Consider the following 15,241-nt stretch of genomic DNA (forward strand, 5'->3'; position numbering starts at 1 on the left):
GGGGTCACCCTGTCAGACCAGCTCCCGGGTCATGAAGACGCTCAGCGGATCAGGCAGGTAATCGGCGAACGGCTCGCAGTAGGTGAAGCCGAACTTCTCGTACAGGGACCGCGCCGGGGCGAAGAACTCGGCCGAGCCCGTTTCGAGGCTCAGCCGGGTGAAGCCCATGCGGGCCGCCTCGGCGATGAGGTGGCCGAGGAGCAGCGACGCGACCCCGCCGCGCTTGCGCGCCGCGGCGGTCCGCATCGACTTGACCTCGGCGTGGACGTCGTCGAGCGCCTTGATCGCCCCGCAGCCGACGATCACGCCGCCGTCGCGGACCGACCAGAAGGTCACCTCGGGGCGGCGCAGGCCGTCGAGGTCGAGGGCGTGCTTGCTCTCGGGCGGGGTGGTCGCGCGCATCTCCCGGATGTGCTCCTCCAGGAAGGCCGCGATCTCCGGCCCCGAGAGGTCGTCGACGGCGATCACCATCAGCGGGCGCTGAACTCGTGCACGAACTCGGTCAGCCGGGCCACCTGGTTGGGGTCGGTCGACGGCAGCACGCCGTGGCCGAGGTTGAACACGTGGCCCTCGGCCACCCGCCCGGCCTCGATCACCTCGCGGGCCCGCTTCTCGACGACCTCCCACGGCGCGAGCAGGATCGCCGGGTCGAGGTTGCCCTGCAGCGCCTTGCCGGCCCCGACGCGGGTGGCCGCCTCGTCGAGCGGCACCCGCCAGTCGACCCCGACGACGTCGGCCCCGGCCTCGCCCATGATCGGCAGCAGCTCGCCGGTGCCGACCCCGAAGTGGATGCGCGGGACGCCGAGCTCTTCGAGCCCGGCGAAGATCTTCGAGGTGTACGGCAGCACGAACTCCCGGTAGTCGCGCGGCGCGACCGCCCCGACCCACGAGTCGAACAGCTGCAGCGCCGAGGCGCCCGCGTCGGCCTGCACCTTCAGCCACGCCAGGGTGATGGTGGTCAGCCGGTCCATGAGCGTGTGCCAGAGCTCGGGGGCGCCGTACATCATGGCCTTGGTGTGGTCGTGGTTCTTCGAGGGCCCGCCCTCGATCAGGTAGGACGCGAGGGTGAACGGCCCGCCCGCGAACCCGATCAGCGGGGTCGCGCCGAGCTCGGCGACCAGCTCGGTCACGGCCTCGGTGATGTAGGGGACGTCGCCGGGCTCCAGCGGGCGCAGCCGCCCGACGCCGGCGGCGTCGCGGATCGGGTCGGCGACGACCGGGCCCACGCCGGGCTTGATGTCGATGTCGATCCCGATGGCCTTGAGCGGCACCACGATGTCGCTGAAGAAGATGGCCGCGTCGACGCCGTAGCGGCGGACCGGCTGCATCGTGATCTCCACGACCAGGTCGGGGGTCGCGCACGCGGCGAGCATCTCGGTGCCCTCGCGGACCTTGCGGTATTCGGGCAGCGAACGCCCCGCCTGACGCATGAACCAGACGGGCGTGTGGGGCACGGGCCGGCGGCGGCAGGCCAGCAGGAAGGGCGACTCGGCCAGCTGGGGATTCACCTCACCAGAGTCCCACGCCGGGGGGCCGGTCGGTGCCAGGACCCCGGGTACAGGACCACCCAATGATCGGTATCGTTGGGCCCTCGCGACACCCCGGTCAAACGCCTCGCGAGCGCCGCTCTAGGCAAAGTGTTCGCCAAATGGGGCTCCGGCATCGATTCCAATACCACTTTCGAGACACGCCGAGCGCGATGCGGGGTTTTGTCGGCGCGACGTGCCACCGTCGGACGGACCGGTTCCGATGAAAGGGCGATGACTTCGATGTGGAGTTCCCCCGAACACCGCACTGAGCGCTGTGCCTCCTGCGACACCGAGCGCGAGTTCACACAGCCGCCCTGCGAGGAGGGTCACGAGGTGTGCCCCGAGTGGTCGTGCGTGATCTGCGGGAGCGCCCTGTTCCTGGCGATGGCGGCGGCTTGATCACCACAGATGACCGCGACGACCACCCCCCTGCTCCGTCTCGTCCCGCGACCCGCCTCCGCGCCCGTCATGTCGATCGGTGACCGCCCGGGGCCGCCGGAGGCGTTCGCCCGTGCCATGGCCACGCTGCGCCCGGCGACCGTACGCCCCGAGATCGAGCTCGAAGACATCCCGGCGCCGCAGCGGCTGGCCCCCTATTCGGGCGCCGTGGGCGCGTCGGTCTACCGCGACGACGACGAACTGGCCGTGGGCCGGCTCATCGTGCTGTTCGACCCCGACGGCCAGCGCGGCTGGGAGGGCCCGTTCCGGCTGGTCGCCTACGTGCGCGCCGACATGGAGCCCGAGATCACCTCCGACCCCCTGCTCGGGCCGGTGGCGTGGAGCTGGCTCACCGACGCGCTGGAGACCCACGGCGCCGGGTTCGCCGCCGCGGGCGGTACGGTTACCAGAGCGGTGTCGGAGGGTTTCGGGAACAAGGACAACGATCCCGTCACGACCGAGCTGGAACTGCGCGCGTCATGGTCGCCTCTCGACGAGGATCTTTCCGCGCACGTCGCCGCCTGGTGCGACCTGATGTGCATCGCCGCCGGGATACCTCCCCTGCCGCCCGATGTCACGGCCCTGCGGCCGAGACGCACCGATGAAGAGACAGACCGGAAGACCAGTACGTGACCGATGAGACAGCCGTTCAGCCTCTGCTGGAACCTCGCGAAGGGATCCCGCCCGTCATAGCGGAGGCCGCCGACCTCGCGACGGCGGTGCGCGCATTCGCGGGCGGGACCGGCCCGGTGGCCGTCGACGCCGAGAGGGCGTCCGGCTACCGCTACAGCGGCCGGGCCTACCTCGTGCAACTGCGCCGGTCGGGCAGTGGGAGCGCGCTCATCGACCCGATCGCCTGCCCCGACCTGTCTGAGCTCGACGCCGCCCTGTCGGGCGCCGAGGTCGTGCTCCACGCCGCGACGCAGGACCTGCCGTGCCTGGCCGAGATCGGCTTCAGGCCGAGGCGGCTGTTCGACACCGAGCTGGCCGGCCGGCTGCTCGGCTACGAACGCGTCGGCCTCGGCACCATGGTCGAGGTCGTTCTGGGCTTCGGCCTGGTGAAGGGCCACTCGGCCGCCGACTGGTCGACCCGCCCGCTGCCCGAAGACTGGCTCCGCTACGCCGCCCTCGACGTCGAGGTGCTGATCGAGCTGCGCGATGCCCTCCACGACGAGCTGATCGAGACGGGCAAGCTCGACTGGGCGATGGAGGAGTTCGCGGCCATCCTGACCGCCCCCACGGCTCCCCCGCGCACCGACCCGTGGCGCCGCACCAGCGGCATCCACCGCGTCCGGGCCCTGCGCGGCCTCGCGGTGGTACGCGAGTTGTGGACGATCCGCGACGCCCTGGCCCGCGAGACCGACCTGGCCCCGGGCCGGGTGCTGCCCGACTCGGCGATCGTCCAGGCGGCCCTCGACCTGCCCCGCACGACCAAGGCGCTGACCGAGATCGCCCCCTTCACCGGCCGCAGCGCCCGCCGCCACCTGCGCGAGTGGCTGGCCGCGATCACCCGCGGCCGCACCATGCCCGAGTCGGAGCTGCCCCAGCCCCTCGGCCCCGGCGACGGCCCGCCCCCGGCAAACCGCTGGGCCGACCGCGACCCGGCGGCGGCCAAACGCCTCGCCGCCGCCCGCGCGGTCGTCGCGGCCCTGGCCGACGAGCACCGCATGCCGACCGAGAACCTGCTCCAGCCCGACGCCGTGCGACGGCTGACCTGGGAGCCCCCGGCCGAGCTCGACGAAGACGCGATCTCGGAGCGGCTGCGGGCGCTGGGGGCCCGTGAGTGGCAGATCGGGCTGGCGGCCCACCCGATGTCACGCGCGCTCCAGCGGCTGGAGACCAAGGGCGAGATCTAGCCGAGGGGCATTTCATCCCAAAACGGGATGGGTACTGCGTTTTCGCGGCCGTCGGCGACCCAGCGGGCCGCCCAGCGGTCGGCCTCATCGCGGCTCATGCTGCCGTCGAGAACCGCGATGAAGCACTGCTCGATCTCGTCCAGACCCGGCTGCTCCGTCGTCGCCACCCGGATCCGCCCCGAACCTACGACCGCAACCAGACCGCCGTGTCCTGGGGCAGGCCGCCCTCCAGCGGTCCGCTCGCCAGGATGACCTCGCCCTCGATCGGCAGGGTCTCGGCCGACAGGTTGACCACGCAGGTGAAGCCGTCGCCACGGGTGAAGGCGATCACCTCGTCGCCCCGGTCGAGCCAGGTGAAGGCCCCCCCGCGCGGGCGGGCCGCGATGGCCCGCTTGTAGAGGTTGAGCGTCGAGCCGGGGTCGGCCTGCTGCGCCTCGACGGTCAGCGGGGCCCAGTTGGCCGGCTGGGGCAACCAGGTCGACTCCCCTTCGGTGAAACCGTAGGGCTTGGCCGTACCGGACCAGGGGATGGGCACGCGGCAGCCGTCGCGGCCCAGGCGGGCGCCCGCCGTGCGGTGAAAGACGGGGTCGTCGCGGAAGGCGTCGGGGATGTCGATGACCTCGGGGAGGCCGAGTTCCTCGCCCTGGTAGACGTACGACGAGCCGGGGAGCGCGAGCAGCAGCAGGGCGGCGGCGCGGGCGCGGCGGGTGCCCAGGGCGAGGTCGACGTCGAGGTCGCGGCTGGCCAGCGGGCCGCCGCCGTAACGGGTGACCGGGCGGACCACGTCGTGGTTGCTGATCACCCAGGGGGCGACGACGTCGGATTCGGCGGCCAGGCCGATCGAGGTGGTGATGGTGTGCCGGAGGGCGGCGGCGTCCCAGGCGGTCTGGAACAGGAAGAAGTTGAACGCCTGGGGCATGCCGCCGGGGCGGAAGTAGGGCTCCAGGTGGGTGATCTCGGTGCCCCAGAACTCGCCGACGGCGGTGCGCTCTCCCGGGAAGACGTCGGGCGAGTAGGAGTCGAGGATCGCCCGCCACGACGCGTAGTGGCCGATCAGCTCGGGCCGGTGGAACCACGGCGAGGGGCGGTCGGAGGGGGCCGGGTCGGGCACGCTCGGCAGTTCGGGGTCCTTGAACAGGCCGTGGGCGACGTCGACGCGCAGGCCCGCCACGCCCCGGTCGAGCCAGAAGCGGATGACCTTCTCGAACATCGCCGGGACGGCCGGGTTGCGCCAGTTCCAGTCGGGCTGGGAGGAGTCGAACAGGTGCAGGTACCACTGGCCGTCGTCGACCTGCGTCCAGGCCGGGCCGCCGAAGATCGACTGCCAGTTGTTGGGCTCGTCGCGGAACATGAACAGGTCGCGTTCGGGGCTGCCCGGACCGGCCTCCAGGGCTGCCTGGAACGCCGGGTGGGCCGACGAGCAGTGGTTCGGGACGATGTCGACGATCACCCGGATGCCGTGGGAGGCCGCCGCGGCGACGAAGGCGTCGAAGTCGGCGAGGGTGCCGAAGCGGGGGTCGACGTCGCAGTAGTCGGCCACGTCGTAGCCGCCGTCGGCCAGCGGCGAGGGGTAGAAGGGCGAGAACCAGACGGCCTCGACGCCCAGATCGGCCAGATAGGGCAGCCGGGCCAGCGCTCCGGCGAAGTCGCCGGTGCCGTCGCCGCTGCCGTCGGCGAAGCTCCGGGGGTAGACCTGGTAGACGACGGCGTCACGCCACCACTGACTCAACACACACTCCCTTTTTGCTGGTCGTTTGCCTAGTTAACCAGACCCCTTGCGCTTCGGGAGAGGGCCGACGTACCGTGCGGAAAGCGCTTTCCACCTAAGGAGGACCGTATGGCCGAGCTCGGCGTGGTGATGAACGGGGTCACCGGGCGGATGGGATACCGGCAACACCTGGTGCGATCGGTTCTGGCGATCAACGCCGAGGGCGGGGTCGTGCTGGCCGACGGCTCGAAGGTCAGGCTGCGGCCGGTCCTGGTCGGGCGGAGCGAGACCAAGCTCAAGGAACTGGCCGCCAAGCACGACGTCGCCGACTGGACGACCGACCTCGACGCCGCCCTGGCCGACCCGGCCAACACGATCTACTTCGACGCCCAGATCACCCACGCCCGGGTCGCGGCGACCAGGAAGGCGATCGCGGCCGGCAAGCACGTCTACTGCGAGAAGCCGACCGCCGAGACCTCGGCCGAGGCGCTGGAGCTGGCCGCCACCGCCGAGGCCGCCGGGGTGAAGAACGGCGTCGTCCAGGACAAACTGTTCCTGCCGGGCCTGCTCAAGCTGAAGCGGCTGATCGACGGCGGGTTCTTCGGGCGCGTCCTGTCGATCAGGGGCGAGTTCGGCTACTGGGTGTTCGAGGGCGACTGGCAGGCCGCGCAGCGCCCGTCGTGGAACTACCGCGCCGAAGACGGCGGCGGCATCGTGCTCGACATGTTCCCCCACTGGGCCTACGTGCTGGAGAACCTGTTCGGCCCGGTGACCTCGGTCTACGCCCACGTCACCACGCACGTCCCCGAGCGGTGGGACGAGCGCGGGCAGGCGTACGCGGCGACCGCCGACGACGCCGCCTACGCGGTGTTCGAGCTCGGCGGCGGCGCGGTCGCGCAGATCAACTCGTCGTGGGCGGTCCGGGTGAACCGCGACGAACTGGTGGAGTTCCAGGTCGACGGCACCCACGGCAGCGCGGTCGCCGGGTTGCGGAACTGCCGCGTCCAGCACCGCAGCGCCACCCCCAAGCCGGTCTGGAACCCCGACCTGCCCGCGACGGCCCGCTTCCGCGACGGCTGGCAGGAGGTGCCCGACAACGCCGAGTTCGACAACGGCTTCAAGGTCCAGTGGGAGCGGTTCGTCCGCCACGTCGTCGACGACGCGCCGTTCCCCTACACGCTGCGCTCCGGGGCGCGCGGCGTCCTGCTCGCGGAGCTCGGCCTGAAGTCGGCGGCCGAGGGCCGCCGCATGGCGGTGACCTCGTGACCGCCTTCACCAGCAGGGTCGTGTACGCCGCCGCGCACGTCGTGGCCGACCCCCTCGCCGACAACACGCCGGGCAGACCGGCGGTCGTCGACTGGGAGGCCACGCTGCGCTTCCGCCGGCACCTGTGGTCCCACGGCTTCCGCGTCGCCGACGCCATGGACACCGCCCAGCGCAACGCCGGCCTCGACTGGGCGGCGACCAAGGAGCTGATCAGGCTGAGCGCGGCCGAGGCCCCCGACCTGGTGGCCTGCGGCGCCGGCACCGACCAGCTGACCGGCCCGGCCGACCTGACCGACATCCTCGACGCCTACCTGGAGCAGATCGACTACATCCAGTCGGCCGGGGCGGGTGTGATCATCATGGCGTCGCGGCAGCTGGCGGCGGTCGCCGGGCATCCGGAGGACTACCACCGGATCTACGGCCGCCTGCTGGCCGAGGTCGACCGCCCGGCGATCCTCCACTGGCTCGGCGAGATGTTCGACCCCAACCTGGCCGGCTACTGGGGTTCGCGGGACGTCGAGAAGGCGACGGCCGAGTTCCTGACCCTGGTCAGGGAGAACGCCGGGAAGATCGAGGGCGTGAAGGTCTCGCTGCTCGACGAGGCCCACGAGGTCGCGCTGCGCGCCGCGCTGCCCGAGGGGGTGCGCCTCTACACGGGCGACGACTTCAACTACCCGTCCCTGATCAAGTCGGGCTCCCACGCCCTGCTCGGCATCTTCGACGCCATCGCCCCCGTGGCGGCGGCGGCCCTGACCGCCCTGGACGCGGGCGACCTCGACGAATACGACCGCATCCTGGCCCCCACGGTCGACCTGTCGCGGAAGATCTTCGAAGCCCCGACCTTCCACTACAAGACGGGCATCGTCTTCCTGGCCTGGCTCAACGGCCACCAGGACGCCTTCGTCATGGTCAACGGCGCGCAGTCGGCGCGCTCGCTGCCGCACCTGCGCGAGGTGTACCGCCTGGCCGCCCGCGCGGGCCTGATCGCCGACCCCGACCTGGCCGCCGCCCGCATGCGCTCCCTGGAGGCGGTGTACGGCCGATGAGCCTGTCCCTGAACCAGTGGACGACCAAACGGTGGACCGTCCGGGAGGCCGTCGAGGGGTGTGTCCGGCACGGCGTCGAGGCGATCGGCCTGTGGCGGCAGAACGTCGCCGAACAGGGCCTGGAGGAGTCGGTGAAGTTGGTCCGCGACGCGGGCCTGCGGGTCTCCTCGTTGTGCCGGGGCGGCTTCCTGACCGGCGGCGACGCCCTCGACGACAACCGCCGCGCCATCGACGAGGCGGCGGCGCTGAACGCCTCGTGCCTGGTCATGGTGGTCGGCGGCCTCCCCGGCGTTACGCCCGGCGAACCGCTGGGCCGGTTCTCCCGCGACCTGCCCGCCGCGCGGGCGAGGGTCGCGGAGTCGCTGCGGGTGCTCGCCCCCTACGCCGAGCAGGCGGGGGTACGCCTGGCGCTCGAACCCCTGCATCCCGTCTACTGCGCCGACCGGGCCGTGTTGTCGACCCTGCGGCAGGCCAACGACCTGGCCGAGCCGTTCGCCAACGTCGGGGTGGTGGTCGACACCTTCCACGTGTGGTGGGACCCGGAGGTCCTCACCGAGATCGCCCGCGCCAAGATCTTCAGTTACCAGGTGTGCGACTTCCTGGTCCCGCTGCCGGTCGACGTCCTGCTGGGCCGGGGCCTGATGGGCGACGGCGTGATCGACTTCGGCCCGCTGACCGGGGCGGTGCGCGCGGCCGGGTACGACGGCGACGTCGAGGTCGAGATCTTCAACGCCGACGTCTGGGCCCGCGACCCCGACGAGGTGCTGACCGAGGTGATCAGCCGCTACCGACGACTGATCGCACCCATTCCCGCGCCCCGGGGATGACCTCGCCGAGGGCTTCGACCTCGGGATGCCAGGCCTTCTCCCACTCCAGGGACAGCCACCCGGGGTAGCCCCGGAGCAGGCCGCCGACGACGTCCAGCGGCACCTCCCCCTGCCCCATCGGCCGGGGGGTGGTGCCGACGGCGTCCTTGATCTGGACGTAGGCCAGATGCGGCGCGAGCGCGGCGAACGTGGCGGCGGGCTCCTCCCCGTTCCGCCACGGATGCAGGACGTCCCAGATCGCCCCGGCGACCTCGGGCCGCCCGAACCGGTCGAGCAGCGCGGCGACGGCGGCCCCGGTCGGCAGGTGGTCGTGCGTCTCGACCAGCACCCGCGCCTCGGCCTCCCCCGCGACCGCCTCCAGCCGCCGCAGCGCGGCCTCGACGTCGGAGCCGCCGGGGAAGACCCGCACCCCGAGCGCCCCGAACCGGTCGGCCAGCACGAGCTGCTCCCGCAACGCGGCGATCACCGGCCCGTCGGCCCCGGCCTCGGCGATCCGGACGTATCCGCAGATCGAGACGACCTCGACCCCGGCGTCGCGAGGGTCGGCGTCCAGCGGCATGTCCTCATGGAGCCGCAGCTCCAGCCCGTCGACCCCGTGCCGGACGGCCAGCTCGACCGCCTCGGACAGGGACGCCCCCGGCAGCCCGAGGGTGCTGACCGCGAATCTCATCGGGCGCGCACACTCTCCCTGATCACGACCTCGCCCTCCACGTGGACGACCGACGGCCCGGCCTCCTCCGACAGGGCCAGTTCGACGGCCCGGGCCCCCATCTCGGCCAGCGGCAACCGCACGGTCGTCAGCGCCGGGACCAGGTCGCGCAGGGTCGCGATGTCGTCGAACCCGGCCAGCGACACGTCCTCCGGCACCCGGATCCCCCGGTCGCGGAAGGCCGCCAGCGCCCCCACCGCCATCACGTCGTTGACCGCGAACACGCACGTCACCCCCGGGTCGATCGACAACGCGGCCCCGTAGCCGCCGTCGCGGTCGAAGGCCCCGTGCACGACCTGCGGCGAGAGCCCCGGCAGCGCCCCGACGAATCCCTCGCACCGCTCGGCGGCGGTGATCAGCCGCGGCGGCCCGGCCAGCACGGCGAACTCCCGGTGCCCCATGGCGTGCAGCGCCTCCGCGAGCGCGGCGGCCCCGGCCCGGTTGGCCACGGCGACGGTGTCGGCGCCGAGGAGGTCCTGCCCGATGACCGCGACCCGGCCGCCCCCCGCGCGGTAGCGGTCGAGCTCGGTGCGCAGCCCGGCGGCCGAGGGGTCGTCCATGCGCGAGCCCGCCAGGATCACCGCCCGCGCCCGCTGCGCCCCGAGCGAGGACACGTAGGCGATCTCCCTGACGGGATCGCGGTGGGTGGTGCCGACCATGACGACCATCCCGTGGTCGTCGGCCGCCTTCACCGCCCCGTCGGCGATGGCCGCGAAGTAGGGGTCGACCAGGTCGTGCACGACCAGCCCGATGACGTTCCCGGCCCCCCGGGCCAGCGTCTGGGCCGCGACGTTGGTGCGGTAGCCGAGTTCGGCCGCCGCCTGCTCGACCTTGGCCCGGAGCCCGGCCCCGACCTGACGGGCGCTCCCGTTCAGGACGCGCGAGGCGGTCGCGAGGGACACCCCGGCGTGCCGTGCGACGTCTTCCAGCGTGACCACGAGTGAGAATCCTCCCGGAAAGCGATTTCCAAGTATGCCTCAGCCGTCACGGTTCCAGATCTCGGCCAGGCTCCGGGTGAACCCGGCGATCGAACTCCGCTCCCCGTGGACGCGGACCGCGTCGTCGGCCACCCGGGCGCACAACCGGCGGGCCCCGCCTGGGTCGCCCGAACGTCCGATCTGATGCCCGAGTACGGCTTCGACCCGGAGAACCTCGCGATCACCCGCGCCCAGGCTTCGACGCCCCGATTCCACCAGCTGCCCGGCCATTTCGCGGGCCAGCCGGTGGTCTCCCGCGCCGCCGCGGACCACAGGCGTTCGATCCTGATCTCGGTGGCCAGCCGGATCACGTCGCCCGCCGGCCGGTGGTGCTGGGCCTCATCCGAACCGGCCGACGCGCCGTTCCTGGGGCTGTGGCGGGCCCGTTCGTGCGACCGCATCGTGGCCAGCACGACCCGGTGGCGGTCGGGGTCGGCGAACAGCGGGCTGAGGGCCGACGCGGTCAGCCCGTTGACGCCGAGGTAGTTGTCCAGTTCGTCCAGCCACACCACGCAGCGCCGCTGCCGCTGCGCCCGGGCGAGCGCCTCGGGGAGATCCTCCCTGCCCGCCGGCCGGATGAACACGTGGCCGGGCAGGCAGGCTCGCATCGCCTCATACGCCGCCCTTGACTTGCCCGCCGTGGACTCACCGACGACCAGCACGAACCGGCTCGTCTTCAGCGCGTCCTCCAACCGGGCCCCGGCGTCCCGGCGGACGAAGGCGGGCGTCAGGTTCACGCTCCCGTCCGGCAGGGTCATCGGCGGGGCGAGATGCACTCCGAGGGCGAGGGGGTCGTCGAGGTCGCGGACCCGCACGGTCCCGCCGCCCAGCCGCTTGGGCGCGGCGTCGTCTCTCTCGATCAGCTTCTCCGCCCTGACGGCGAGCGCCCCGGCGACGGCGCTCGCCGTGCCGACCAGGACGGACCCCACGAGGACGGGAAGCGAGGAGGCGATCATCAGGAGCCACCAGCCGCGCAGTCGCCACCTGGACTCAGGCCTTCGATCGTCTACGCGCATACTGCCCGAGGTCGGATCCGCCCCGTGGTTACTGACGAGTAGCATTAGGGTGTCAGCCCACGCAGATAGGGAGATACCGTGCCCGCGTCACGTGAAGTCGTCTTCGTCGACGGCGTTCGCACGCCGTTCGGCAAGTCGGGGCCGAAGGGCCTCTACGCCGAGACCAGGGCGGACGATCTCGTCGTCCGCGTCATCCGCGAACTGCTGCGCCGCAACCCGTCGTTGCCGCCCGAGCGGGTCGACGAGGTCGCCGTCGCGGCCACCACCCAGATCGGCGACCAGGGCCTGACGATCGGGCGCTCGGCCGCGATCCTGGCCGGTCTGCCCAAGACCGTCCCCGGTTACGCCATCGACCGCATGTGCGCGGGCGCGATGACCGCCGTGACGACCGTGGCGGGCGGCATCTCCTTCGGGGCCTACGACGTCGCCATCGCCGGCGGCGTCGAGCACATGGGCCGCCACCCCATGGGCGAGGGGGTCGACCCCAACCCGCGGTTCCTGTCCGAGAGCCTGGTCGACGGCTCCGCGCTGGTCATGGGCATGACGGCGGAGAACCTGCACGACCGCTACCCCGCCATCACCAAGCAGCGGGCCGACGCCTACGCCGTGCTCTCGCAGGAGCGGGCCGCCAAGGCCTACGCCGACGGGGTGATCCAGCCCGACCTGGTGCCGATGGCCACCCGCAAGGCCGCCGAGGGCTGGGGGCTGGCCACGGCCGACGAGGCCATGCGGCCGGGCACCTCCATGGAGGGGCTGGCCAATCTCAAGACCCCCTTCCGCCCGCACGGCAACGTGACGGCGGGCAACGCCTCCGGCATCAACGACGGCGCGACCGGCTGCATCGTGGCCGCCGAGGACGTCGCGGCCGAGCTCGGGCTGACCGGGCGCATGCGCCTGGTGTCCTACGCGTTCGCGGGCGTCGACCCCGAGCTGATGGGCGTCGGGCCGATCCCCTCGACCGAGCGGGCGCTGCGGCTGGCGGGGCTGTCGATCGGCGACATCGGGCTGTTCGAGATCAACGAGGCGTTCGCGGTCCAGGTGCTGGCCTTCCTCGACCACTTCGGCATCGCCGACGACGACCCCCGGGTGAACCCCTACGGCGGCGCGATCGCCTACGGCCACCCCCTCGCCTCCAGCGGCGTGCGGCTGATGACCCAGCTGTCGCGCAGCATGGCCGAGCACCCCGAGGTCCGCTACGGCATCACCACCATGTGCGTCGGCCTCGGCATGGGCGGCACCGTCATCTGGGAGAACCTGGCATGAGCGAACTCGTCACCCACGCCCTGGTCCGCGACGTCGAGCTGCCCTACGGCGCCGGCACGATGGCGCTGATCACCCTCGACAACGGCGAAGACCACACCAAGCCGAACACCTTCGGCGAGGGCGGGCTCAACGAGCTGAAGAACGCCCTCGACGCGATCGAGAAGCGCACCGACCTGGCGGCCGTCGGGGTCACCGGCAAGCCGTTCATCTTCGCCGTGGGGGCCGACCTCAAGGAGGCCGCCACCATCTCCTCCCGCGACCAGGCCCACCTGGTGGGGCGGCTCGGGCACGACGTGTTCCGGCGGCTCGGGGAGCTGCCGATCCCGTCGTTCGCGTTCGTGAACGGCGCCGCGATGGGCGGCGGCCTGGAGCTGGCGCTGCACTGCACGTACCGCACGATCTCCGCCGGGGTCCCCGCGGTCGCCTTCCCCGAGTGTTTCCTCGGGCTGGTGCCGGGCTGGGGCGGGACCTACCTGACGCCCCGGCTGATCGGGCCCGAGAAGGCGATCAAGCTGATCGTCGAGAACCCGCTGTCGCAGAACCGCATGATCAAGGGGCGGGAGGCGTACGGGCTGGGGCTCGCCGACGCGCTGTTCGAGCCGGCCGACTTCCTGGAGGAGTCGCTGCGCTGGGCCGCCCGGGTGGTCGACGGCGACGTCGTGGTCGACCGGCCGGAGCACGAGGCCGTCGACTGGGCGCCCGTCGTCGAGCAGGCCCGTCAGCTGGTCGACCTGAAAGTCCGGGGGGCGGCGCCGGCCCCGTACCGGGCCCTGGAGCTCATCGAGAAGGCGCGCACGAGCGACCGCGACACCGGTTTCGCGGCCGAGGACGACGCGCTGGCCGATCTGATCATGAGCGACGAGCTGCGCGCCGGGCTCTACGCCTTCGACCTGACCCAGCGGCGGGCCAAGAAGCCCGCCGGGGTGCCCGAGGTGCCGGGCCGCGCCATCACCAAGATCGGCGTGGTCGGCGCGGGGCTGATGGCCTCGCAGTTCGCGCTGCTGTTCGCGCGGCGGCTGCAGGTGCCGGTCGTGCTGACCGACCTCGACCAGGAACGCGTCGACAAGGGCGTCGGGTACGTCCACCAGGAGGCCGACACCCTCCAGGCGAAGGGGCGGATCACCGCCGACCAGGCCACCCGGCTGAAGAAGCTGGTCACCGGGTCGCTGACCAAGGAGGCGTTCGCCGACGCCGACTTCGTCATCGAGGCCGTGTTCGAGGACCTGCAGGTCAAGCAGAAGGTGTTCGCCGAGGTCGAGGAGGTCGTCTCCGACACCTGCGTGCTGGCGACCAACACCTCCTCCCTGTCGGTCACCGAGATGGCCTCCCAGCTGCGGCGCCCCGAGCGGCTGGTCGGCTTCCACTTCTTCAACCCGGTCGCGGTCATGCCGCTGCTGGAGATCGTGCGCGGCGACCGGACCGACGACGTGACGGTGGCGACCGCGTTCACGGCGGCCAAGCAGCTGCGCAAGTCGGCGGTGCTGGTCAAGGACGCGCCCGCGTTCGTGGTCAACCGGCTGCTCACCCGCTTCATGGGCGAGGTGCTGGCCTCGGTCGACAGCGGCACCTCCGCCGACGTCGCCGACCACGCGCTCGACGGGCTCGGCCTGCCGATGACGCCGTTCACGCTGCTCAAGCTGGTCGGCCCGGCGGTCGCGCTGCACGTCGCCGAGACGATGAACGCCGCCTACCCCGACCGGTTCCCGGTGTCGGCGGCGCTGGCCACGATGGTGGCCACCGGCGGCGACACGCTGCACCCGGGCCGCGGCTTCGTCTCGAACGAGCAGGAGGTGCGGGAACGGGCGCTGCGCGGGCTGGCGGAGGAGATCCGCATCATGCTCGACGAGGGGGTCGTCTCCGCGCCGCAGGACATCGACCTGTGCCTGATCCTGGGCGCGGGCTGGCCGTTCCACCTGGGGGGCATCACGCCCTACCTCGACCGGACCGGCGTCTCCGAGGCGGTCAACGGAGCCCGGTTCCTCCCTTAGGCTCCCGTGATGTGCGGGAACTGATGCTCGGAATCGGCCTCGGCCTCGGCGCCGGGGTCGCGCCGGGCGCGCTGCTCGGCCTGGTCGTCACCGCGAGCCTTCGCGGGGGTTTCCCGGCCGGGCTGCGCATGGCGTGCGTGCCGCTGCTGTCCGACCTGCCCGTCGTGGTGCTGTCGATCGTGCTCGCGGGCGCGCTCCCCTCGGGTCTGCTGCGGGGTCTGTCGATCGCCGGGGGCCTGTACGTCGTCTACCTCGGCGCCGAGGCCGTCGTCGCGGCCCGTACGGCCGTCCTCCCGGCCCCCGGCGAGCGGGTGCCCGCGCCGATCGGCAAGGGCGTGCTGGTCAACCTGATGAATCCGCACCCGTGGTTGTTCTGGATCACCGTGGGCGGGCCGCTGGTCGTGGCCGCCTGGGAGAAGGGCGCCGGCCCGGCCGCCGCGTTCATGATCGGCTTCTACCTGCTCCTCGTCGGCGCCAAGATGGTGCTCGCCGGGCTGGTCGCGGCCGGGCGGCACCGGCTCGGCCCGCGCGGCTACCGGGCGACCCTGGCCGCGAGCGGCCTGCTGCTGGCCGGGGCCGGGGTGTGGCTGGTGGTCCAAGGCGTGGCCGGGTAGCCGC

Annotated in this window: 15 protein-coding genes; 8 read left to right on the forward strand and 7 right to left on the reverse strand. The window is 72.4% G+C overall.

Annotation, left to right across the window (positions count from 1 at the left end; genetic code table 11):
* Positions 1 to 12: 12 nt before the first annotated feature.
* Positions 13 to 471 (reverse strand): GNAT family N-acetyltransferase, encoded by a 459-nt coding sequence (locus AW271_RS07590; protein ID WP_062334024.1) that lies wholly within the window; start codon positions 469 to 471, stop codon positions 13 to 15.
* The gene (hemE, locus tag AW271_RS07595) at positions 471 to 1,508 is read right to left on the reverse strand and encodes a uroporphyrinogen decarboxylase (protein WP_083976270.1); all 1,038 of its coding nucleotides are present in this window, start codon (positions 1,506 to 1,508) and stop codon (positions 471 to 473) included. Before hemE ends, AW271_RS07590 begins: the two co-directional genes overlap by 1 nt.
* A 489-nt stretch (positions 1,509 to 1,997) precedes the next feature.
* On the opposite strand from hemE, the gene AW271_RS07600 reads away from it, so the two are divergent.
* Both AW271_RS07600 and AW271_RS07605 read left to right on the forward strand, forming a co-directional pair.
* Complete coding sequence (locus AW271_RS07600) at positions 1,998 to 2,600, forward strand: DUF3000 domain-containing protein (protein ID WP_062335277.1); 603 nt, start codon at positions 1,998 to 2,000, stop codon at positions 2,598 to 2,600.
* On the forward strand, positions 2,597 to 3,823 hold the full coding sequence (locus AW271_RS07605; RefSeq protein WP_062334027.1) for an HRDC domain-containing protein: 1,227 nt from the start codon (positions 2,597 to 2,599) through the stop codon (positions 3,821 to 3,823). Before AW271_RS07600 ends, AW271_RS07605 begins: the two co-directional genes overlap by 4 nt.
* Here the strand turns inward: AW271_RS07605 and AW271_RS39530 are convergent.
* Both AW271_RS39530 and AW271_RS07610 read right to left on the reverse strand, forming a co-directional pair.
* Entirely contained in the window at positions 3,820 to 3,990 is a 171-nt protein-coding gene (locus AW271_RS39530; protein ID WP_157553956.1) for a hypothetical protein, read from the reverse strand. The genes AW271_RS07605 and AW271_RS39530 overlap by 4 nt on opposite strands.
* Before the next feature lie 17 nt (positions 3,991 to 4,007).
* Positions 4,008 to 5,555, reverse strand: a complete 1,548-nt coding sequence (locus tag AW271_RS07610; RefSeq protein ID WP_062334030.1) for an alpha-amylase family glycosyl hydrolase — start codon at positions 5,553 to 5,555, stop codon at positions 4,008 to 4,010.
* A 105-nt stretch (positions 5,556 to 5,660) separates the two neighbouring features.
* Between AW271_RS07610 and AW271_RS07615 the strand changes: the two genes are divergently transcribed.
* Genes AW271_RS07615 through AW271_RS07625 form a run of 3 tightly spaced genes read left to right on the forward strand, consistent with a single transcriptional unit; the run spans position 5,661 to position 8,670 of the window.
* On the forward strand, positions 5,661 to 6,797 hold the full coding sequence (locus tag AW271_RS07615; RefSeq protein ID WP_062334033.1) for a Gfo/Idh/MocA family protein: 1,137 nt from the start codon (positions 5,661 to 5,663) through the stop codon (positions 6,795 to 6,797).
* Complete coding sequence (locus tag AW271_RS07620) at positions 6,794 to 7,843, forward strand: DUF993 family protein (protein WP_083976272.1); 1,050 nt, start codon at positions 6,794 to 6,796, stop codon at positions 7,841 to 7,843. The genes AW271_RS07615 and AW271_RS07620 overlap by 4 nt, the downstream gene beginning before the upstream one ends.
* Positions 7,840 to 8,670, forward strand: coding sequence for a sugar phosphate isomerase/epimerase family protein (locus AW271_RS07625; protein ID WP_062334036.1), 831 nt, complete (start codon positions 7,840 to 7,842; stop codon positions 8,668 to 8,670). Before AW271_RS07620 ends, AW271_RS07625 begins: the two co-directional genes overlap by 4 nt.
* On the opposite strand, the gene AW271_RS07630 is transcribed toward AW271_RS07625, so the two are convergent.
* Genes AW271_RS07630 through AW271_RS07640 form a run of 3 tightly spaced genes read right to left on the reverse strand, consistent with a single transcriptional unit; the run spans position 8,621 to position 11,312 of the window.
* Positions 8,621 to 9,340 (reverse strand): sugar phosphate isomerase/epimerase family protein, encoded by a 720-nt coding sequence (locus AW271_RS07630; protein WP_062334039.1) that lies wholly within the window; start codon positions 9,338 to 9,340, stop codon positions 8,621 to 8,623. The genes AW271_RS07625 and AW271_RS07630 overlap by 50 nt on opposite strands.
* On the reverse strand, positions 9,337 to 10,317 hold the full coding sequence (locus AW271_RS07635) for a LacI family DNA-binding transcriptional regulator (protein ID WP_083976275.1): 981 nt from the start codon (positions 10,315 to 10,317) through the stop codon (positions 9,337 to 9,339). The genes AW271_RS07630 and AW271_RS07635 overlap by 4 nt, the downstream gene beginning before the upstream one ends.
* Positions 10,251 to 11,312, reverse strand: a complete 1,062-nt coding sequence (locus AW271_RS07640) for a hypothetical protein (RefSeq protein WP_062334045.1) — start codon at positions 11,310 to 11,312, stop codon at positions 10,251 to 10,253. Before AW271_RS07640 ends, AW271_RS07635 begins: the two co-directional genes overlap by 67 nt.
* 138 nt (positions 11,313 to 11,450) lie before the next feature.
* On the opposite strand from AW271_RS07640, the gene AW271_RS07645 reads away from it, so the two are divergent.
* From AW271_RS07645 to AW271_RS07655, 3 genes are read left to right on the forward strand one after another with little or no spacing between them, the layout of a single operon-like run.
* Positions 11,451 to 12,635 (forward strand): thiolase family protein, encoded by a 1,185-nt coding sequence (locus AW271_RS07645; protein WP_062334049.1) that lies wholly within the window; start codon positions 11,451 to 11,453, stop codon positions 12,633 to 12,635.
* Positions 12,632 to 14,623 carry a 3-hydroxyacyl-CoA dehydrogenase NAD-binding domain-containing protein gene (locus AW271_RS07650; RefSeq protein ID WP_062334052.1) on the forward strand — a complete coding sequence of 664 codons (1,992 nt, stop codon included), beginning with the start codon at positions 12,632 to 12,634 and terminating at the stop codon, positions 14,621 to 14,623. Before AW271_RS07645 ends, AW271_RS07650 begins: the two co-directional genes overlap by 4 nt.
* 11 nt (positions 14,624 to 14,634) lie before the next feature.
* Positions 14,635 to 15,237, forward strand: coding sequence for a LysE family translocator (locus tag AW271_RS07655; RefSeq protein WP_062334055.1), 603 nt, complete (start codon positions 14,635 to 14,637; stop codon positions 15,235 to 15,237).
* The last annotated feature ends 4 nt before the right edge of the window (positions 15,238 to 15,241 follow it).

The organism is Herbidospora sakaeratensis, assembly GCF_001570525.1.
Taxonomy (GTDB): domain Bacteria; phylum Actinomycetota; class Actinomycetes; order Streptosporangiales; family Streptosporangiaceae; genus Herbidospora; species Herbidospora sakaeratensis.